The following is a 20665-nucleotide window of genomic DNA, read 5'->3' as shown; positions in this document are numbered from 1 at the left end:
ACCCTTGGGGCGTGAACAAAGACGCGCCCCAACAGAAGTACCAGGTCCGTTTCGATGTCGGCCTGGCCGGGTTCCAGGCTCTGGCCGCCGAGGCCGACGTGGTCATCCTGGCCGACGCTTTGCCGTCGCCCGGCTCCGAGGTCGTTCTCCCGACTGCCCTGCACGAGCACCAGGTCATCACCGCGAGCCTCGCCAACCGTGAGAGCGTGGCCGACTGGGTGCTCGCCCGCCAGGCGGAGAAGGGAGACCGGTTCTCCGTGGCCGTGATCGCCGTGGGCGAGCGACGCCAGGGCGGCGCCCCCCGGTTCGCGGTGGAGGACTTCCTCGCCGCCGGCGCCGTGATCGACGCCCTCGCCGCCCGCGGCATCGACCACTGCTCGCCGGAGGCGGCCGCGGCCGCCGCGGGATTCGCGGGACTCACCCGGGCCGTGCGGCACCTGGTCACCGCGTCCGAAACCGCCCAGGCGCTCGTCGCCGAGGGGCGGTCGGCCGAGGTTCAGGCTGCGGTACGTCTCGAGGCCCCGGCGACGGATGCCCCGGCGCGCTCCCCGGGAATCTCCCGACTGCGGGAATTCGCCTTTCCGGGCTGAGGTTGAACCTGGCACGGCCGCTGAGGCCGAACCCCTCGTTTGACCCTCACTGTTCGAATTTCACTGTTTGAATCTCACTGAAGGAGCAACTCCCATGAAGGCAGTACTCAACGGCACCGTCATCGCCGAAGCACCGCAGGCAGATCTCCTCAAGATCGAGGGCAACTGGTACTTCCCACCGGCGAGCGTGAACTCCGGGTTCCTCGTCGAGAGCCCCACGCAGTACACCTGCTCCTGGAAGGGCGCGTGCCAGTACTTCAGCGTCAAGGACGGTGAGACTCTGCTGCAGGATCGCGCCTTCAGTTACCCGACTCCGCCTTCGGCCTCCTTCGACCGGGTCGGCCAGGACTACAGCAACTACGTCGCCTTCTGGAAAGAGGTCCAGGTCTCCGAGTAGCCCGCTCCGGGCCGCACGGCCGGCCCGAGTAATCGGTGGTCGAGCCTGTCAAGACCACAGGGCACACCTAGGGCTTGGCCGCCGCCGCAGCCTGTCGCCGGGCGGCGGCCGTGATCTCGCGCCGTGTCCACCGGATCAGGAACCGCTTGTCGAATCCACGCACGCACAGCCCGCAGGCGAACGCCCGGGTGGGTTGTCGGTAACGGTAGTGCACGTGGCCGGCCGGGCAGGTGCCGACCCACGGCGCGAGCTCGTCGGCGATCTCGCCGTCGTGCGTGCTCTTCCCGTCATAGCCGAGGTTCCGCGCGATCACCTTCCACTTCGGCCCGTGGCCGGCGCGTGGTCCGGCCAGGGCGTGCGCGACCTCGTGCAGCAGGATCTGGTGCACGTCATCGTCTTCGTAGCGCGCCGCCAGGTAGCGGGACACGGTGATGCGCCGCACGGAGAAGTTGCAGAGCCCCGCTCGCTTCTTCGCGTTGTCGAAGGCGAAGGTCCAGCTGGGGTCGAGGTGCAGCGTGATCAACGAGTCCGCCCAGTGCCGCACCCGGTCGAGGTCGGCCATCAGGGTGCCACCGCCACCTGGTAAAGCCGGTCGTCGCCGGCGGAAGGGGTGCCGCGGCCATCCGTATTATTGCTCACGAACCACAGTGTGCCATCGGGCCCCGACACCACATCGCGCAGCCGCCCGAAGCTGTTCCCGAACCAGTCATCGACCTCGCCTGTGGAGGGATCGATGCGCCAGAGCCGCTCGCCGCGCAGGGCCGCCATGAAGATGGTGTCGTTCACGATGGCGAGACCGCTCGGGCTGGCCTCACTGGTGGGCCACTGCTGCTCCGGGTCGAGGTAGCCGGAGTCCGCGCTCTGTCCCCGGCCCTCGACGATCGGCCAGCCGTAGTTGCCGCCCGGGGTGATGAGGTTGAGCTCGTCCCAGGTGTTTTGTCCGAACTCGCTCGCCCAGAGCCGGCCGCTGGAGTCCCAGGCGATCCCCTGCGGGTTGCGGTGGCCGTAGGAGTAGACGAGCGTGCCGAACGGGTTGTCGTCCGGCACGGCGCCGGTCGGCGTCATCCGCAGGATCTTGCCGCCGAGGGAACCCAGGTCCTGAGCGTTCTCGGGGTTCCCGGCGTCGCCGACCGTGGCGTAGAGCAGGCCGTCCGGGCCGAAACCGAGCCGACCGCCGTTGTGGTTACCGGCCTTCGGGATGCCGCCCTGCACCGGTTCGGATGCGCCGAGGGTGTGGCTTCCGACCGTGCCGAGCAGCGGCATCCGTACGATCTTGTTGTCGTCGGCGGACGTGAAGTAGGCGTAGACCCACCCGGTTCCGCCCGGTGCGGCCGGGTCGGCCAGTGCGGCGAGGCCGAGCAGCCCGCCTTCACCGCCCGGGCTCGCCTCGGCGACCCGGCCGGCGTCGCGCAGGCTGCCGTCGGGCAGAAGTTCGCGCACGAGGGTCGTGTCGCGTTCGCTGATCAGGGTGCCATCGTTCGGCAGGCGCAGGATCGACCAGGGAGCATCCAGCCCGGAGGCGATCACGACCGGGGCGTCGACCGGCCGCACCGATGGCCCGGCGGTGCCGGTCGGCCCGGGTGCAACGGTGTCGGACGGAACCGGCCGGGCGGGGGTCGAGGTTTCTGCCGCGGGCCCGGGCGCGGTCGCCGTGCACGCGCTGAGCAGCAGGAGCGCGCCCAGGGCCAGCACCCCGGTCGCGCCGCTGCGTGGTGGCATCCGCCCGCTCATCTTCCACCTCCTTCGCACCGGCACGCTCGCCGGCGCTGTGTCCAGCATGCCCCGAATTCCTGCTTCGGGGTGAGTGGCCCCTTCCGTGCATAACTCCTGCAAATCGATGTCCGGAGGCAGCGGGCCGGTCAAGCGCGGGCCGGTCAATTGCCGGCCGGCACCCCGCGGCGCCGAAGTGCTACTGCTGCAGGCGGGACTGTCGCCGCTCGGCGATGAAGGACTCGACCACCGCAACGGCGACGAGCGCGCTCTCAAGGAGGGCGGGCGTGGCGCCGGCCTGCTCCCGCAGCGTCACCGAGGCCGTGAAGTCTGCCAGGGCGGCGTCGAGGTCGCCCTGTTCGAAGTGCACCTTGCCGCGGCTTTCCCGGGCGAACGCCGCGACGGCACCCCACTCGTGCGTCTCGGACTCGAGCACACAATGGGTCAACTCGGTCACCGCCTCGTCGAGCTTGCCTCGGTACTGCTGCACCTGGGCGCGACGGATGCGACTGAACGCGAGTTCTTCCCGCGACCCGGTGAACCGGGACTGGCGCAGCGCAGTGTTCGCCATGTCCCAGGCCTCGTCCAGGCGTCCGGTCAGCCGCAACAGCACGACCTTCTCGTTGAGGGCGGACAGGCTGCGAAGCTCGCCGAGTTCTTCGAGGCGCAACTCTGCAGCAGAGAGGTCGACTTTCTCACGCAGGGTGACGGCGTCGTAGCCAATGATGATGGGCAGGGTGTGGTCCTGAGGCGAAGGCGGCACATGCCGCGGAGTAAACGTGAACCCAACCAGCGTAGCCGGGCCGGGCCGGTCCCCGATCCGCCGCGATCCACCGCCATCTGCCCCGATCCGGCCCGCCCCACCGGCATCCGTCGCCCCGCCGCGAGCAGCACACGTGGCCAACTCAGGAGATCCCAGCGCGTGAGCACATAAAGCCGCGTGAACACGGACGCCCGCAACACTTGGACCCCGGATCTCCTGAGTTGGCCACACATCACCCGGCGCGCGACCCCCGGCGCACTTCACCCGGCGCACATCACCCGGCGCGTGACCCCCGGCGTAACCGCGGCTCAGCTGCCGAGTTGGAACACCGTGCGGCCGGGCAGCGGCGACGGGGTGGCCGTCGCATCCGTCGTCACCATCGCGGTCGCCATGAAGTGCGCGAGCTCAGCACCCTCGACGACTTTCGACGGATGCGGCCCGCCCGCCAGCAGCCGCGACACCCAGCTCGTGTCGATGGGGGTGTGCGCGGCGACGAAGACGATGTTGCCGAACCGGCGCCCCTTGAGCACCTGGGTCTCCGCGAGCGCGAGCACGTGCCCGAAGACGGCGGACAGCGTCGCGGCCTGTGAACGGGCGAACGGCAGACCGGGCCCGTCGGCGACGTTCACGACGAGCACCCCGCGCGGCGACAGAAGGGGAGCGGCCAACTCGTAGAACTCGCGGCTGGTCACGTGGGCCGGGGTGCGGGCCCCGGAGAAGATGTCGACGACGACGAGGTCCACCGCGCCGTGCAGCCCGGCCGGCAACTTGGCCAGCACCTCGCGGGCATCACCGTGCCGCACGCGCAGCTGCGCCCGCTTGTCCCAGGGCAGCTCACCGCGCACGAAATCGATCAGGTCGCTCTCCAGCTCCACGACCTGCTGACGGGAGCCCGGCCGGGTCGCCTCCACGTATCGGGGGAGGGTCAGCGCGCCGGCGCCGAGGTGCACGGCGGTGATCGGCTCGCCCACCTCGCCGATCAGGTCGATCACGTGGCCGATCCGCTGCACGTATTCAAAGAACAGCTCGCCCGGGTCGTCCAGGTTCACGTTCGACTGCGGCGTGCTGTCCACGATCAGGTTGAAGCTGCCCGGGGTGAATCGGTCGGGCTCGATGACGGCATGGTGGCCGCTCAGTTTCAAGGTGATCGACGGATGTTGCGCTACAGGCCTGCTCATCCCTCAAGTCTGCGCCCTCCGCAGTCTGAACCGGAGCGGCCCGAAACCGGGTTATACCTGAGAATTTATGGCACGTCAAGAATTGAGTGGACATGGTGAGCTATCCGGCATATAGTTGTTCTTTGCGCTCCCAGACTAAACTCTGCCTTCATATTGCGGTCGGCTTTGCGTGCTCAAGCCACCTTGACGCATACCTCGTTCCAGGATTTCAGAACACCGGAATTTCAGAACGCGAGGGTCTGAGGAGTTCGTACTCGGTATTCCTTACTAACAGTGACTAGACCTGACGGGGTCCACGGAGGTTATTTCCTTGGCTGCTGCGCGCAACGCAACCACCAACTCACCCAAGAACGGACGTGCCGCTGGCCGTCTTTCGTTCGCGAAGATCACCGACAATCTGACTGTTCCGGATCTGCTTGCTTTGCAGACCGAGAGCTTCGATTGGCTCGTCGGTAACGACAACTGGAAACAGCGTGTCGCAGAAGGCCAGGCGGCCGGTCGACAGGACCTGCCGACTCGCACCGGGCTCGACGAGATCTTCGAAGAGATCTCACCCATCGAGGACCTCGGCGAAACGATGCAGCTGTCGTTCACCAACCCGGAGCTCGAGCCGGAGAAGTACACCATTGACGAGTGCAAGGAAAAGGGTAAGACCTACTCCGCACCCCTCTATGTGAACGCTGAGTTCATGAACCACCTCACCGGTGAGATCAAGACCCAGACCGTGTTCATGGGTGACTTCCCGCTGATGACCCCCAAGGGCACCTTCGTGATCAACGGCACCGAGCGTGTCGTCGTCTCACAGCTGGTCCGCTCCCCGGGCGTCTATTTCGACCGCCAGCAGGAGAAGACGTCCGACAAGGACATCTACTCCGCTCGCGTCATCCCGAGCCGCGGTGCCTGGCTCGAATTCGAGATCGACAAGCGCGACCAGGTCGGCGTACGCATCGACCGCAAGCGCAAGCAGTCCGTCACCGTCTTCCTCAAGGCCCTGGGCCTTACGAGCGAAGAGATCCTCGAGGAGTTCAAGGGCTTCGCGTCGATCGAGCTCACCCTGGAGAAGGACAACATCCTCACCAAGGAAGAAGCCCTCAAGGACATCTACCGCAAGCTGCGCCCGGGCGAGCAGGTTGCCGCCGAGGCCGCGCGTGCGCTCCTGGACAACTTCTTCTTCAACTCCAAGCGCTACGACCTGGCCAAGGTCGGTCGTTACAAGATCAACCGCAAGCTCGGACTCGAAGCGCCGCTCAGCGACTCCGTGCTGACGCTCAAGGACATCCTGGCCACGATCAAGTACCTGGTTGCGCTGCACGACAACCAGACCACGATCGCCGGCGTCCGCGACGGCAAGCAGACCGACATCCGCATCGACATCGACGACATCGACCACTTCGGCAACCGTCGCATCCGTGCCGTCGGCGAGCTCATCCAGAACCAGGTGCGCACCGGCCTGTCCCGCATGGAGCGCGTCGTTCGCGAGCGCATGACCACGCAGGACATCGAAGCGATCACCCCGCAGACCCTGATCAACGTGCGCCCCGTCGTCGCCGCGATCAAGGAGTTCTTCGGTACCAGCCAGCTGTCGCAGTTCATGGACCAGAACAACCCGCTCGCCGGACTGACGCACAAGCGTCGCCTGTCCGCGCTGGGCCCGGGTGGTCTGTCCCGTGACCGTGCCGGCGTCGAGGTGCGAGACGTTCACCCCTCGCACTACGGCCGGATGTGCCCCATCGAAACCCCGGAAGGCCCGAACATCGGCCTGATCGGTTCGCTCGCCTCGTTCGCGCGGATCAACGCCTTCGGTTTCATTGAGACCCCGTACCGTCGCGTCGTCGATGGCAAGGTCATGAACGACCAGATCGACTACCTCACCGCCAGCGAAGAAGACGAGTTCATCGTCGCCCAGGCGAACGCCCCCCTCACCAAGGACTGGCACTTCGCCGACGCCCGTGTTCTCGCCCGCAAGAAGGGTGGAGAGGTCGACCTCTTCCCCGCGGAAGACATCGGCTACATGGATGTTTCGCCTCGCCAGATGGTGTCTGTCGCCACCTCGCTCATCCCGTTCCTCGAGCACGACGATGCGAACCGCGCCCTCATGGGTGCCAACATGCAGCGTCAGGCCGTCCCGCTCCTGATGAGTGAGAGCCCGCTCGTCGGTACCGGCATGGAGGTCTTCGCGGCCATCGACGCCGGTGACGTGCTCACCGCCGACAAGGCCGGCGTGGTGATGGAGGTTTCGGCCGACGTCGTCACCATCCAGCTCGACGAGGGGGGCACGCAGGAGTACTACCTACGCAAGTTCGCGCGCTCCAACCAGGGCACGAGCTACAACCACCGCGTCATCGTGCAGGCCGGCGAGCGGATCGAAGTCGGCGAAGTCATCGCCGACGGCCCCGCCACCGAAAACGGAGAGCTCGCTCTCGGCAAGAACCTGCTCGTCGCGTTCATGCCGTGGGAAGGCTACAACTTCGAGGACGCGATCATCCTGAGCCAGAACCTGGTCAAAGACGACACCCTCTCGTCGATTCACATCGAGGAATACGAGGTTGACGCTCGCGACACCAAGCTGGGCAAGGAAGAGATCACCCGCGACCTGCCCAACGTGTCGCCTGATCTGCTTGCAGACCTGGACGAACGCGGCATCATCCGGATCGGCGCCGAGGTTCGCCCCGGCGACATCCTCGTCGGCAAGGTCACGCCCAAGGGCGAGACCGAGCTGTCCGCCGAGGAACGCCTGCTGCGCGCCATCTTCAACGAGAAGAGCCGCGAAGTTCGCGACACGAGCCTCAAGGTTCCCCACGGTGAGCGCGGCACCATCATCGGTGTCAAGGTCTTCGACTCGCAGGACGGCGACGACGAGCTCGGCTCGGGCGTCAACCAGCGCGTCGCGGTCTTCATCGCGCAGAAGCGCAAGATCACCGAGGGTGACAAGCTCGCCGGCCGTCACGGCAACAAGGGTGTCATCTCCCGCATCCTGCCGATCGAGGACATGCCGTTCCTCGCCGACGGAACCCCGGTCGACATCATCCTCAACCCGCTGGGCATCCCGGGCCGCATGAACTTCGGTCAGGTCCTGGAAACCCACCTGGGCTGGATCGCCAAGCAGGGCTGGCAGGTGGAAGGCAAGCCCAAGTGGGCCGGCCGTCTGCCCGAGGCCGCGCACAGCGCAGCTCCGAACACCAAGGTCGCGACCCCGGTATTCGACGGCGCGCTCGAGGTCGAGATCGAGGGTCTCCTCGACTCGACGACCCCGACTCGTGACGGCGACCGCCTGATCGACCGCACCGGTAAGACCCAGTTGTTCGACGGCCGCTCCGGCGAGCCGTTCCCCAACCCGGTTTCCGTGGGCTACATGTACATCCTGAAGCTCCACCACCTTGTCGATGACAAGATCCACGCCCGTTCCACCGGCCCCTACTCCATGATCACGCAGCAGCCGCTGGGTGGTAAGGCGCAGTTCGGCGGACAGCGTTTCGGTGAGATGGAGGTGTGGGCGCTCGAAGCATACGGAGCCGCTTATGCCCTGCAGGAACTCCTGACCATCAAGAGCGATGACATCCTCGGCCGGGTGAAGGTCTACGAGGCCATCGTCAAGGGCGAGAACATTCAGGAGCCGGGTATCCCCGAGAGCTTCAAGGTTCTGATCAAGGAAATGCAGTCGCTGTGCCTGAACGTCGAGGTGCTGTCGAGCGACGGCACCGCCGTCAGCCTGCGCGACACGGATGACGAGGTGTTCCGCGCTGCGGAAGAGCTCGGCATCAACATTTCCACCCGGTTTGAGTCGTCTTCGATCGACGACATCTAGGCCCGGCCGATGACGAACACTTCGAATACTTTCCAAGGAGAGAAATTGCTCGACGTAACCACATTTGACGAGCTTCGCATTGGCCTTGCGACCGCCGACGACATCCGTCGCTGGTCTCACGGTGAGGTCAAGAAGCCCGAAACCATCAACTACCGCACGCTCAAGCCGGAAAAAGACGGCCTGTTCGGCGAGCAGATCTTCGGCCCGTCCAGGGACTGGGAATGCTCATGCGGCAAGTACAAGCGAGTGCGCTTCAAAGGCATCGTCTGTGAGCGCTGTGGCGTCGAGGTCACGAAGTCGTCGGTGCGCCGTGAGCGCATGGGCCACATCGAGCTCGCCGCCCCGGTCACCCACATCTGGTACTTCAAGGGTGTTCCCTCGCGTCTCGGCTACCTGCTGGACATGGCTCCGAAGGACCTCGAAAAGGTCATCTACTTCGCCGCGTACATGGTCATCACGGTTGACGAAGACGGCCGCCACCAGGACATGCCCGGCCTTGAGAACGAGCTCCGCCTCGAGATCAAGACCATCGAGGGCCAGCGCGATTCCCGCATCGCCGACCGTCTGCAGCGCCTGGAAACCGACCTCGCAGCACTGGAGGCCGAAGGCGCCAAGAGCGACCAGAAGAAGCGCACCAAGGACGCCGCCGAAAAGGAGATGAGCCAGGTCCGCAAGTCTCTCGACGAGCAGATCGCTCACCTCGAGCGCGTGTGGGAAGACTTCCGCACCCTCAAGGTCGGCGACCTGAAGCCCGAAGACTCCGTCTTCCACGAGCTGCAGGACCGTTTCGGCATGTACTTCGAGGCCTACATGGGCGCCGAAGCCATCAAGAAGCGCCTGCTGGCCTTCGACCTGGTCACCGAGAGCGAAAACCTGCACCTGCAGATCGCCGAGGGCAAGGGCCAGAAGAAGATCCGTGCGATCAAGCGCCTCCGCGTGGTCAACGCGTTCATCATCACCGGCAACTCGCCGGCCGCGATGGTGCTCGACGTCGTCCCCGTGATCCCGCCCGAACTGCGCCCGATGGTGCAGCTCGACGGTGGCCGCTTCGCGACCTCCGACCTCAACGACCTCTACCGTCGCGTGATCAACCGCAACAACCGCCTGCGTCGTCTGCTCGACCTCGGTGCCCCCGAGATCATTGTGAACAACGAGAAGCGGATGCTGCAGGAGGCCGTTGACGCACTTTTCGACAACGGTCGTCGTGGCCGCCCCGTCACGGGTACCGGCAACCGCGCTCTCAAGTCGCTGAGCGACATGCTCAAGGGCAAGCAGGGTCGTTTCCGTCAGAACCTGCTCGGCAAGCGCGTCGACTACTCCGGCCGTTCGGTCATCGTCGTCGGCCCGCAGCTCAAGCTGCACCAGTGTGGTCTGCCCAAGCAGATGGCACTCGAGCTGTTCAAGCCGTTCGTGATCAAGCGCCTGATCGACCTGAGTCACGCTCAGAATATCAAGGCAGCCAAGCGCATGGTCGAGCGTTCACGCCCGCAGGTCTGGGACGTGCTCGAGGAGATCATCCGCGAGCGCCCCGTGCTGCTGAACCGGGCACCGACGCTTCACCGCCTCGGCATCCAGGCGTTCGAGCCTCAGCTCGTGGAAGGTAAGGCGATCCAGCTGCACCCTCTCGTCTGTGCCGCGTTCAACGCCGACTTCGACGGTGACCAGATGGCAGTTCACCTGCCGCTGTCGATGGAAGCCCAGGCCGAAGCGCGCATCCTGATGCTCGCCTCGAACAACATCCTGAAGCCGTCTGACGGTCGCCCGGTGACCCTGCCCACCCAGGACATGATCATCGGTCTGCACCACCTGACCACGCTCAAGGAAGGCGTCATCGGCGAGGGCCGGGCGTTCTCCTCGATCGCGGAAGCGATTCTCGCTTTCGACCAGAAGAAGGACGCGAACCAGGGCCTCGACCTGAACGCCAAGGTGCGCATCCGTCTGGCCGACAAGTACTTCGAAGAGGGCACGCAGCCCGAAGGCGTCGAACTCGTCAACGGCCAGGCCGTCGGAACCGTGCTGGTGACCACCACGCTCGGCCGCGCGATCTTCAACGAGGCCATGCCGGTTGACTACCCGTACTTCGAAAAGGTCGCCGACAAGGGCAGCCTCTCGGCGATCGTCAACGACCTCGCCGAACGGTACCCGAAGGTGGAAGTCGCCGCGACGCTTGACCGCGTCAAGGACGCCGGTTTCTACTGGGCCACCCGGTCCGGTGTGACCGTGGCGCTCAGCGACATCCTGACCCCGCCGAACAAGCCGCAGATCGTTGCCGGCTATGAGAAGCAGGCCGCCAAGGTGCAGTCGCAGTTCGAGAAGGGTCTCACGACCGACCTCGAGCGTCGCCAGGAGCTCATCCAGATCTGGACCAAGGCAACCGAAGACGTCGCCGCGGCCATGCAGGAGAACTTCCCGGCCGACAATACCATCAACCGCATGGTCACCTCCGGTGCCCGTGGTAACTGGCTGCAGGTGCGCAACATCGCCGGTATGCGAGGCCTGGTCAACAACCCGAAGGGTGAGATCATTCCTCGCCCGATCATCTCGAGCTACCGCGAAGGCCTGTCCGTCGCCGAGTACTTCATTGCTACTCACGGTGCTCGTAAGGGTCTGGCCGACACGGCTCTGCGTACCGCCGACTCCGGGTACCTCACGCGTCGTCTCGTGGACGTCTCGCAGGATGTCATCATCCGCGAAGACGACTGTGGCACGACCAAGGGTCTGGAACTGCCGATCGCCGAGGTCAACCCGATGGGCGAGCTCGTTCGCCACCCCAACGTGGAAAACGCGGTCTACGCTCGCAGCCTGGCCACCCCGGCGGTCAACGCCAAGGGTGAGATCGTGGCTGACGCCGGCGACGACGTGGGTGACGTGCTCATCGACAAGCTGGTCGAGGCCGGTGTCGAGACCATCAAGGTGCGCTCGGTGCTGACCTGTGAGTCGGCTGTTGGGGTGTGTGCGGTCTGCTACGGCCGCTCGCTCGCCACCGGGCTGCTCGTCGACATCGGTGAGGCCGTCGGTATCATCGCCGCACAGTCCATCGGTGAACCGGGTACCCAGCTCACGATGCGTACCTTCCACACCGGTGGATCGGCATCCGCCGACGACATCACCCAGGGTCTGCCTCGTGTGCAGGAACTGTTTGAGGCCCGTACCCCCAAGGGTGCGTCGCCGATCGTCGACACCGCCGGTCGCATCACCATCGAGGACACCGACCGCAGCCGGAAGGTTATCCTGACCCCCGACAACGGCGATGAGCCGATTGCCTACCCGGTGCTCAAGCGCTCCACCCTCCTCGTCGAGGATGGCCAGCACGTCGAGCTCGGCACGCAGATCATCATCGGCGCCGTCGACCCGAAGGAAGTTCTTCGCGTCAAGGGTGTTCGCGCCGTGCAGAAGCACATCGTCGGGGGCGTGCAGGATGTCTACCGGTCGCAGGGTGTGCCGATTCACGACAAGCACATCGAGGTCATCGTTCGCCAGATGCTGCGCAAGGTGACCGTCGTCGAGCACGGCGACACCGGCCTGCTCCCCGGCGAGCTCGTTGACCGGTTGAAGTACAACGATCTCAACCGCACCGCGCTCACCGAGGGCAAGAAGACGGCGTCGGCTCGTCAAGAAGTCATGGGTATCACCAAGGCTTCGTTGGCGACCGAGTCCTGGCTGTCGGCCGCTTCCTTCCAGGAAACCACCCGGGTTCTGACCCAGGCGGCCATGGAAGGCAAGAGCGACCCGCTGATGGGCCTCAAGGAGAACGTGATCATCGGTAAGTTGATCCCGGCCGGCACCGGCCTTCCCCGCTACCGCGACGTCACCGTCGAGGCAACGGATGAAGCCAAGGCTGAGCGTTACCCGAACCGCATCTTCACCGATGATGCAGCGTTCAACGAGGGTGACCTGAGCTTCGTCGACTTCGACAGCTTTTCGTCGGATGACTTCACCCCCGGCACCTACAACTAGTCACTAGCGATAGGTTCCACGGACGGCCTCCTGCCTCGGCAGGGGGCCGTTCCGCTTTTACGCCCGCTGCCCGAGCCTGTCGAGACCCGACCCTGCCGAGACCCGCGATAGGCTGGCCCAGAATCTTTCTGGGGGTATCGCATGGGTGCAGGTCCGGTGTCCGCTTCGGCAATGACGCGTCGACGGATGTGGGTGCTCCTCGGCGCCGTCGGCTCCCTGCTGGTCATCGCCCTCATTGTCCTGCTCATTGTCTGGCGGGGCGGCGCGGGCGCGCCGGAGGGAGAGGCGGTCGGGCGGCCGCAGCCGCACTCGTCCCCTGCACCCCTGGCCCTCGCCAGTGTGCCTGCTCCGACGGCCACGACGGATGGGCCGCATCCGTCGACCTGTGATGAGCTCTACAGCCCGGCGATCGTGGCCGCTTTCGGTGACCTGGTGCTCAACCCGGCCTGGGTCGCTGAGGAGAACTCGGACGTCAACCGGGGGTCCGGGGACCCGGAGTTGATCGCCCTGATCGACGCTGCCGGGGAGCGCCTCACCTGCGTGTGGGCGAACGCCAACGGCGGGTCCGGCCTGGGACTGACCACGGAGCTGGTGTGGGTGACCCCGGAACAGTCGACTCAGATTCAAAGCCGGCTGACCGCCGCAGGTATGAACTGTTACGAGGAACTCGGCGGAATGCGTTGCCTCATCGAGACAACGAAGGACGGTGAACTCGTCGGTGAGTCGCACTTTCTTCGCGACGACATCTGGCTGGCCACCAGATATGTCAATACCGGACCGGACGGCTACACGCACGATATCATCGCCAACGTGTGGGCCGACGAGTAGTCGCCGGGGAGATCCGCAATCCGCGCACAAAGTAGGGTAGAAGCAACGACCGGCAGACCTGCTTTTCGGGAGCAGAGGAACAGTATGCGGTTGGTCGGGCAGCTCGGTGGAGCGCTAGTCGGTGCCATGGGTCTCCTGGTGCTGGTCAGTTGGTACGTTGGAGTCGACGCCCTGCCGCCCGTGCTCCGCGACTTGCTGGCGATGAAGCCGACGGCAGCCCTGGGGCTCGTGCTGGTGGCGGTTGCCGTGCTGGCCGTCGATCGTCGCAGGTTGACCGTGACCCTGGGTCTGCTGGCACTGATGATCGGCGCTCTCACGATCGCGGAGTTCGTCGTCGGCCGATCACTCGGCATCGATGTGCTCCTGCCGGGAATCGACTTCGGGGGGCGGTCGGAGCGGATGGCGCCGTCCACGTCGGTGGCGCTGGTTCTGCTCGGTGCGTCCGTCATCGCCAGCCGGGCCGCTCGATCCGCCGTGATGCTCGGCTTCGCATTCGCGGCTCTGGGCGTCAGCCTGGTCGCGATCCTGGGTTACGCCTACGGCGTCTCCTCGCTGTATTCGCTGGGCGGCTACACGAGTATGGCCTGGCAGACGGCCCTGGGCGTCGGAATCCTCGCCACGGCCCTGTTGGTTCAGCGCCCCGATGCCGGTCTGATCGGCCTCTTCCGAGACGGTGGCAGTGCGGGTCGGCTCCTCCGCCAGGTCATTCCATTCCTAGTTCTGGGACCGTTCATCCTCGGTTGGCTGCGGCTGTGGGGACAGCGCCAGGGCTGGTACGACACGGCCTTCGGCGTCGCCATCCTGATCCTCGGCATGACAGTGCTCAGCTGCGTGCTGGCGTGGGTCGCCGCCCGCCGGCTGCGTGACCTCGATCGTCAGCGTGATGGCGCGATGCAGGCTCTCGCTGAGGCCAACCACACGTTGGAGGCGACGGTCGAGAACCGAACCCGCCAGCTCGCGGAGACGGCCGACACGCTGCACACCCTCATCAAGATCGCACCCGTTGGAATCGTGCAGATGGATGCCGCGGGCGGGCTCGTGTCCGCCAACGACCAGTGGCTGGCACTCAGCGGCCTCACGAAGAGTCAGTCGCGCCGCGATGGCTGGGCCACCGCGCTTCATCCGGACGACGCGGAACGGGTGCTCCTCGGTTGGGAAGCGAGCGCCGCAGCCGGCGAGCCCTACGAAACCACCCTGCGGTTCCGCACCCCTGAGGGCCACATCAACTGGGTGCAGGTGAACACCGCCCCGATGCGTGATGAGAAGGGCATCATCGGGCACCTGGCCAGCGTCACCGATGTCACCGCGCAGCGTGAGGCCGAGAACGCGGCTACGGCCGCCGCGGCCCGGTTCGAGGCTGCCTTCGCTTCCTCGCCGTTGGGAACGGCCATCGTGACGCTCGACGGACAGGTAGTGGCCGCCAACAGGCGGCTTCTGGAACTGGCGGGTCACCAGAACCCGCTCGTCCGCGCCCATATCGAGACGATCTTCATGCCGGCTGAGGACGGTGACGATGAGGAGTCGGAGAGCGCTGGCCTGGAAGGTCCGTCGACCCGACAACGCATCGACCGACGGATGCGCCACGAAGGCAATCAGGAAACCTGGGTCAAGGTCAGCATCGCCGAGATCTTCGAGGGAGACCAGGCTGGGGGACTGCTGTACCAGCTGGAGGACATCACCGCCCGACGCCTGGCCGAGGCGCGGGTTGAGCACCTGGCATTCCACGACCCGCTGACGAACCTGCCCAACCGTCTGCTCCTGCTCGACCGGTTGAAGCAGGCGCTTCTGCAGGCGTCGCGCCAGGGGCGCGGCGTTGCGGTGCTATTCATCGACCTCGACCGGTTCAAGTTCGTCAATGACAGTCTTGGGCACCACGCCGGTGACACCGTGCTGAACGAGGTTGCCATCCGCCTCCGGCAGAGCATCCGCGCCGGCGACACGGTGTCCCGGATCGGCGGCGACGAGTTTGTCGTGATCTGCCCGGATGTCGGTGGCAGTGAGGATGTGCACCGGATCGCCGATTCGATCCAGGCGGCCATCGCGCGGCCGATCACGATCGGCGACCAGTCGGCATCCGTCGATGCCAGCATCGGGATTGCTTTTGGCCTCGGGCACGACGATGCCGAACTGCTCCTGCGCAATGCGGATCAGGCCATGTACCTGGCGAAGGACCGTGGGCGCGCCCGCTACGAGGTCTTCGACGACGACCTGCGGTACCGCATCCATCAGCGGCTCGACAGCGAGTTGGCCTTGCGTGACGCGGTGGAACTGGGCCAGATCGAAACCTGGTATCAGCCGATCGTGGATCTGCAGGACCATAAGGTGGTGGCGACCGAGGCTTTGGCACGCTGGCGGCGGCCCGAGCGCGGGCTCGTGATGCCGGGAGACTTCATTGCACTGGCCGAGGAAGTGGGTCTGATCAAGGGAATCGGATCGACGGTGCTCGGCCAGGCGTGCCGGGCGGCCACGGGCCTGGCTCAGGGAATGGCGGTCAGCGTCAACGTGTCCGCGCGGCAATTCGTGCAGGATGACTTCGGTGACGTCGTCAAGCGGGCCCTCGCCGAGTCGGGTCTGCCGCCGGAACAGCTCTGGCTGGAGCTGACTGAGAGTGCGGTGCTCGACGCCATCGATTCCGCGGCTCGGACCTTCCAGGAGCTGCGTAACCTGGGCGTGCGGCTGGCCATCGACGACTTCGGCACGGGGTATTCATCTTTCACCCACCTGCGCGCGTTCACGGTTGACCTGCTCAAGATCGACCTGACGTTCATTCGCGACGTCGAGAGCTCCGATCACGATCGCGCGATCGTGGAGGGAATCCTGCGGCTGGCCGATTCCCTGAACCTGGATGTCGTCGCCGAGGGCATCGAGACGACGAGCCAGCGGGACCTGCTGCAGAAAATGGGGTGCCGCTACGGCCAGGGCTACCTCTTCTCGAAGCCCGCCCCAACCGCGTCCCCCGCCCTCCTCCTCGCCCCCTGACGCGCCCCTGCCCGCGACGCTGGTCGAGACCAAGAGCTACAGCGCTGCCCGCTTGCTCGGCAGTGCCACCAGCGTCTGCTCCGGATCTACCTCGACCGGTGGCTGGAGCCAATACTGCGTTCCGGTGCGGCTGATCGTCCAGTGCTGGTTGTGCAGCAGCAGATGGTGGGGATGGCAGAGGAGTACCCCGTCAGCAAGGTCCGTACATCCGTTGTTTTTGAGCCACTCGTTGACGTGATGGGCCTCAGTCCACGCCGGTGGCCTGTCGCAGTCGACCCAGAGGCATCCACCGTCGCGGACTGCCATTGCGGCGCGCTGGTGCTCGGTGAAGAGCCGTTCGTCGCGGCCGACATTGATGATTTGGCCGTCCGCGTCGAACTTGATGCCGCGGGTTCCGGTGTCGCAGCGGAGTCGGTCGATGGTCTCCTGCGAGATGGGGACCGGGTTGCCCTCGATCTGCCCGTGAGCGGCCCCTTCGGCGGGTTCGACGGGCCCAGATTCGCCCGTTTCAGTCTGGACGGTCGTCGGCGCCGGCCCGGTCTGGCCCTGCTGCCCGGTCTGACCGGTCTGACCGGCCTGGCCACCTTTCAATGCCTTCTCGGTCACGATCACGCGCACCGAGGGGCGGCGGCCGCCGAAGACCCGGCCCGGGTCGGCCTCGCCGGCGATCTTGAGCAGCTGCACGAGGGAGTCCGCGGCGATCTGTTCGGTCGTGCGGGGGTCGTCTTGCATCTTCTTTGCCCAGGCTGCCCGCTCCGCGTCCACGAACCGCACCCCGCCGCGGCGGGGGCCCGTGATCGAGTCGAAGGTGGAGAGCACGAACTCGCCGTCTTCGGGGGCAAACAGCCCGCTGAGTCGTACGTTGCCGTTGCCCAGCCGGTAGACCCGCAGGTAGCGGTCGTCGTAGGACTGCTTCTCGCGGGCGGCAATGCCGGCCTCATCGAGCCGGTCGCGCATCCGTCTCGCCTGCTTGAACACCTGATCGGCATTCAGCGACGACACCTCCGCCAGGAGCGCTTCCAGCGCCACCGCGAGCTTCTCGGCGGTGACCGAGGTATCTATTTGGCCGAGCCCCGCGCGAATCGACTCGGCCGCGTCGACGGAGAGGGTGCCGGCGGTGACGGCCCGGGCGATCGGTGCCTGCCAGGGCACCTTCGCCTCGACCTCGGCGACCTCGGCGGCATCCGCGTCGGGCGTCGAGAGCGCCGCCTCGACGAGCCTGTCGGCCGCCTCGGCATCGGCCATCATCGTGCCGACCGTGACCAGCTTGTACGCGTCGCCCTTCGACGAGCCGGTCGAGTTCTGGATCAGGGCCTCCGGGGAGAGGTACCCCTGCTGCGCCGCCAGGCCCGAGAGCCCGAGCTCCGGTCGGGAACGTTCGGCGATGGTCGCCGCCATCCAGGCGGCATAGGTATCGACGAGACGGCGGATCGCAGCGATTCGCTTCTGACCGGCCAACACCTCGGCATCAGGAAGGGCCGAGAAGTCAGCGCATGACGAGCCCAGCAGGGCCACGGCATCGGCCGCCTGCCTGCGGTCATCCGCGAGGTTGGTCATGTTAAAAGAATACCTCAACTCGCACCCAGTGTCGAGAGTAACTCACATAATTATAGAGAATGATCGAATCTATCTCTGAGCAACTCCGGCCGCTCCGAAGCCGTGCAAGGCCGCCGGTTGCCTCAATGGAGACCCCGGCTACGGTGGAAGGCACAACCTCGGAGGATGCGCCGATGAGTCCAGAGAATGCGGCCGAGAACGAGAACGCCACCGGGCCTGAGCCCCCGACGTCGGGCCGGCCGCCCGCCGGTCGCCGGGCCTGGATCGGGCTGGTCGTCCTCGGAGCCGCACTCCTCGTGATCCTCGTGGTGGCAGTGGTCTGGCGGGACGGCGAAGGTTTCCCGGGCGCAGGCGAGACCACCGGAACCGGCACCGTGACGCCCGCCCCGACCAACGCACCCACCGCTACAGGTTCTCCGACCACGACCACCACGCCCCCGGCAACCCTCAAGCCGACGCAATCCGAACCCGGGCAGACCGCGGCGCCGGGCGTTCCACGTTCGACCGCGTGCACGCAGCTCTACAGCCCGGCCATGGTCGAGGCGCTCGGCGACCTGACCCTGTACCCCTTCTGGAACCAGGACCCGGATGCCGGCGTGTCCCACGGCACCGACGATGCCGAACTGCGCGTCCAGATCGACGCTCTCGACCACCTGACCTGCGTCTGGGCGAGCCCGTACGGGGGATCCGACACCGGGATCATCACCACCGTGGTCTGGGTGATCCGGGAAGAGAGCGCCGCGGTGGAGGCCCGGCTCGTCGCAAACGGACTGGAGTGCTTCACCTAGTCGGAGGGCCGCCGCTGCGTCATCCAGACGAACACGGCAGACGGCGCTTTCGGTGAGTCCCACTTTCTGAGGGGCGGCATCTGGCTCGCCACGAAGTACACGAATGCCCGCCCGCTGGACTACACACAGAGCATCATCGACAACCTTTGGATGGGTGTCTAGACCGTTTCGAGCAGGCCGAGACCGCCCCGGGCATCGCCCAGCAGCGGCCGCATTCCGCCTGCCGCTCCGCGGGCAGCAACCGTGTCGATGCCGTGTCGACACCGGTCGATACCGTGTCGATGTCGGGTCGAAGCCCCGCCCCGTTAGGATCACTGAACAGAGGTATTTTTTCGAACCGTGTCCCCTCATTGTGGGTCTGGCCGGATTCCCTGCCCCCGAGATAGCGTTGTCCGTTACTTACTTACCGAGCCTGTTCGAGAGGATCGCGTGGCCAGCCTCACCGAAATCTTGATCCTGCACGGTCTGCTGCCGATCGAGGAGCTCGACCACCTCATGGCCGGCGACCCCGCCGATGAGAGCGCCGTCCGCGCCCTCGTCGCCAAGGGCGTCATCACCGAGGTTCAATTCGCCAAGGCTCGGGCCCAGCAGGCCAACCTGCCCTTCGTCGAGCTAATCGACTACCCGGTCGATCGCCTCGCCGTGGCTCTCGTTCCGGTGGCCGTCTGCAAACGCCACGAAGTGCTCCCGATCGCCGTCGACAACGGCCGCCTCATCCTCGCCATGGTCGACCCTGGCAACGTCTTCGCCGTCGACGACGTGCGCGAAGCATCACGGATGCGCGTCACCCAGGTTGTCGCCGAGCGCAGCGACCTGCTCGCCGCTATCACCCGCTACCACCGCGCCGACGACGAGCTCAGCGACCTCACCTCCACACTCGAGGAAGAGAACGCCGCCACCGAGAGCTCCTCTTTCGGAGTCTCGGACTCCATCGACGACGATGCCCCAATCGTGCGGTTCGTGAACCTGTTGGTCAGCCAGGCCATCCAGGACTTGGCCTCGGACATCCACATCGAACCCGGCGAGCACAGCCTGCGGGTGCGCTACCGCATCGACGGGGTGCTGCACGAGATGCAGACCGCACCCAAGAGCATCCAGAACGGTGTTATCTCCAGGCTCAAAATCATGAGCGATATCGACATCGCCGAGCGGCGCAAACCGCAGGACGGCCGCATGACCGTGCGCCATGCCGGCCGTCAGATCGACCTGCGCGTTGCGACTCTCCCCACCGTGTGGGGCGAGAAGGTCGTCATGCGAATTCTCGACAACTCGAACACGACTCTCGACGTGCGCGCGCTGGCCCTGCTCGAGCACAACTTCGAGGCCTACAAGACCTCCTACTCCAAGCCCTACGGCATGATCCTGATCACCGGTCCGACCGGTTCGGGCAAGTCGACCACGCTCTATACGACCCTGGGTGCGGTCGCTCGTCCCGAGATCAACGTGATCACGGTCGAAGACCCGGTGGAGTACCGCATGGCGGGCATCAACCAGGTGCAGGTGAACCCGAAGGCGGGCCTCACCTTCGCGAGTGCGCTGCGTTCCATCCTGCGAAGCGACCCGGATGTCGTTCTGCTGGGTGAGATCCGCGACCACGAGACCGCGCAGATCGCCATTGAGGCTTCGCTGACGGGCCACCTCGTGCTCTCCACCCTGCACACCAACGACGCGCCGAGCGCCATCACCCGCCTGACGGAAATGGGTATCGAGCCCTTCCTGGTGGGTTCCGCCCTGGACTGCGTGGTCGCCCAGCGCCTGGCGCGGCGCCTCTGCGACAAGTGCAAGACGCCATCCGTGCTGACCGTCGACTACCTGACGCGCCTCCGCTTCGCGTTCGACCCGGAGCGCCCGCTGCCCACGATCTTCGAGGCGGTCGGCTGCACGCAGTGTTCGAAGACCGGTTACCGCGGGCGCATCGCCGTGCACGAGGTGATGACCGTGACCGAGGAGATCGAGCGGCTCGCCGTGGCCCGAGCATCGAGCGCCGAAATCGGCCGGGTGGCGCGCGAACAGGGCATGATCACCCTCCGCGAGGATGGCTGGGCCAAGGCCCAAATGGGTTTGACATCGATCGAAGAAATCTTGCGAGTGGTCGCATAGTGCAAAAGGGGAT

At 65.9% G+C, this 20665-nt stretch carries 13 protein-coding genes; 8 read left to right on the top strand and 5 right to left on the bottom strand.

Features of this window, described 5'->3' with window-relative positions; all coding sequences use genetic code 11:
• Nucleotides 1–11: 11 nt before the first annotated feature.
• The gene (locus E3O18_RS10115) at nt 12–590 is read left to right on the top strand and encodes a 2-phosphosulfolactate phosphatase (RefSeq protein ID WP_134418020.1); all 579 of its coding nucleotides are present in this window, start codon (nt 12–14) and stop codon (nt 588–590) included.
• Between the two features lie 94 nt (nt 591–684).
• Entirely contained in the window at nt 685–987 is a 303-nt protein-coding gene (locus E3O18_RS10110) for a DUF427 domain-containing protein (protein ID WP_134418019.1), read from the top strand.
• A 67-nt stretch (nt 988–1054) separates the two neighbouring features.
• Here the strand turns inward: E3O18_RS10110 and E3O18_RS10105 are convergent, their stop codons facing one another.
• The 4 genes from E3O18_RS10105 to E3O18_RS10090 form a co-directional block, all read right to left on the bottom strand.
• On the bottom strand, nt 1055–1549 hold the full coding sequence (locus E3O18_RS10105) for a SprT-like domain-containing protein (RefSeq protein WP_134395152.1): 495 nt from the start codon (nt 1547–1549) through the stop codon (nt 1055–1057).
• Nucleotides 1549–2718 (bottom strand): PQQ-dependent sugar dehydrogenase, encoded by a 1170-nt coding sequence (locus E3O18_RS10100; RefSeq protein ID WP_241978168.1) that lies wholly within the window; start codon nt 2716–2718, stop codon nt 1549–1551. The genes E3O18_RS10105 and E3O18_RS10100 overlap by 1 nt, the downstream gene beginning before the upstream one ends.
• Before the next feature lie 178 nt (nt 2719–2896).
• Nucleotides 2897–3460 (bottom strand): hypothetical protein, encoded by a 564-nt coding sequence (locus E3O18_RS10095; RefSeq protein ID WP_241973353.1) that lies wholly within the window; start codon nt 3458–3460, stop codon nt 2897–2899.
• Nucleotides 3461–3768: 308 nt separating this feature from the next.
• Nucleotides 3769–4638 carry a fused MFS/spermidine synthase gene (locus tag E3O18_RS10090; protein ID WP_134418017.1) on the bottom strand — a complete coding sequence of 290 codons (870 nt, stop codon included), beginning with the start codon at nt 4636–4638 and terminating at the stop codon, nt 3769–3771.
• 310 nt (nt 4639–4948) lie between these two features.
• On the opposite strand from E3O18_RS10090, the gene rpoB reads away from it, so the two are divergent.
• The 4 genes from rpoB to E3O18_RS10070 all read left to right on the top strand — a co-directional run bounded on the left by rpoB (nt 4949) and on the right by E3O18_RS10070 (nt 16207).
• On the top strand, nt 4949–8443 hold the full coding sequence (gene rpoB, locus E3O18_RS10085) for a DNA-directed RNA polymerase subunit beta (protein WP_104100993.1): 3495 nt from the start codon (nt 4949–4951) through the stop codon (nt 8441–8443).
• Between the two features lie 45 nt (nt 8444–8488).
• Nucleotides 8489–12400 (top strand): DNA-directed RNA polymerase subunit beta', encoded by a 3912-nt coding sequence (locus E3O18_RS10080; RefSeq protein WP_134395149.1) that lies wholly within the window; start codon nt 8489–8491, stop codon nt 12398–12400.
• A 171-nt stretch (nt 12401–12571) separates the two neighbouring features.
• On the top strand, nt 12572–13228 hold the full coding sequence (locus tag E3O18_RS10075) for a hypothetical protein (protein WP_134397959.1): 657 nt from the start codon (nt 12572–12574) through the stop codon (nt 13226–13228).
• A gap of 84 nt (nt 13229–13312) precedes the next feature.
• Complete coding sequence (locus E3O18_RS10070) at nt 13313–16207, top strand: EAL domain-containing protein (protein ID WP_134395147.1); 2895 nt, start codon at nt 13313–13315, stop codon at nt 16205–16207.
• 36 nt (nt 16208–16243) lie between these two features.
• Here the strand turns inward: E3O18_RS10070 and E3O18_RS10065 are convergent, their stop codons facing one another.
• On the bottom strand, nt 16244–17764 hold the full coding sequence (locus E3O18_RS10065; protein ID WP_134418016.1) for a DUF222 domain-containing protein: 1521 nt from the start codon (nt 17762–17764) through the stop codon (nt 16244–16246).
• Nucleotides 17765–17937: 173 nt separating this feature from the next.
• On the opposite strand from E3O18_RS10065, the gene E3O18_RS10060 reads away from it, so the two are divergent.
• Nucleotides 17938–18552 (top strand): hypothetical protein, encoded by a 615-nt coding sequence (locus E3O18_RS10060; RefSeq protein ID WP_134418015.1) that lies wholly within the window; start codon nt 17938–17940, stop codon nt 18550–18552.
• 429 nt (nt 18553–18981) lie between these two features.
• Nucleotides 18982–20652, top strand: coding sequence for an ATPase, T2SS/T4P/T4SS family (locus E3O18_RS10055; protein ID WP_104100986.1), 1671 nt, complete (start codon nt 18982–18984; stop codon nt 20650–20652).
• The last annotated feature ends 13 nt before the right edge of the window (nt 20653–20665 follow it).

This window comes from Cryobacterium sp. TMT2-42-4, from assembly GCF_004402645.1.
Lineage (GTDB): Bacteria > Actinomycetota > Actinomycetes > Actinomycetales > Microbacteriaceae > Cryobacterium > Cryobacterium sandaracinum.
This window is presented reverse-complemented; position numbering and strand designations above follow the sequence as displayed.

What these genes read in the sequence shown, in the direction of transcription:
- E3O18_RS10110 (WP_134418019.1), top strand. Translation starts at nt 685, where the DNA reads ATGAAGGCAGTACTCAACGGCACCGTCATCGCCGAAGCACCGCAGGCA.
- E3O18_RS10105 (WP_134395152.1), bottom strand. Translation starts at nt 1,549, where the DNA reads ATGGCCGACCTCGACCGGGTGCGGCACTGGGCGGACTCGTTGATCACG.
- E3O18_RS10100 (WP_241978168.1), bottom strand. Translation starts at nt 2,718, where the DNA reads ATGAGCGGGCGGATGCCACCACGCAGCGGCGCGACCGGGGTGCTGGCC.
- E3O18_RS10090 (WP_134418017.1), bottom strand. Translation starts at nt 4,638, where the DNA reads ATGAGCAGGCCTGTAGCGCAACATCCGTCGATCACCTTGAAACTGAGC.
- E3O18_RS10075 (WP_134397959.1), top strand. Translation starts at nt 12,572, where the DNA reads ATGACGCGTCGACGGATGTGGGTGCTCCTCGGCGCCGTCGGCTCCCTG.
- E3O18_RS10070 (WP_134395147.1), top strand. Translation starts at nt 13,313, where the DNA reads ATGCGGTTGGTCGGGCAGCTCGGTGGAGCGCTAGTCGGTGCCATGGGT.
- E3O18_RS10065 (WP_134418016.1), bottom strand. Translation starts at nt 17,764, where the DNA reads ATGACCAACCTCGCGGATGACCGCAGGCAGGCGGCCGATGCCGTGGCC.
- E3O18_RS10060 (WP_134418015.1), top strand. Translation starts at nt 17,938, where the DNA reads ATGAGTCCAGAGAATGCGGCCGAGAACGAGAACGCCACCGGGCCTGAG.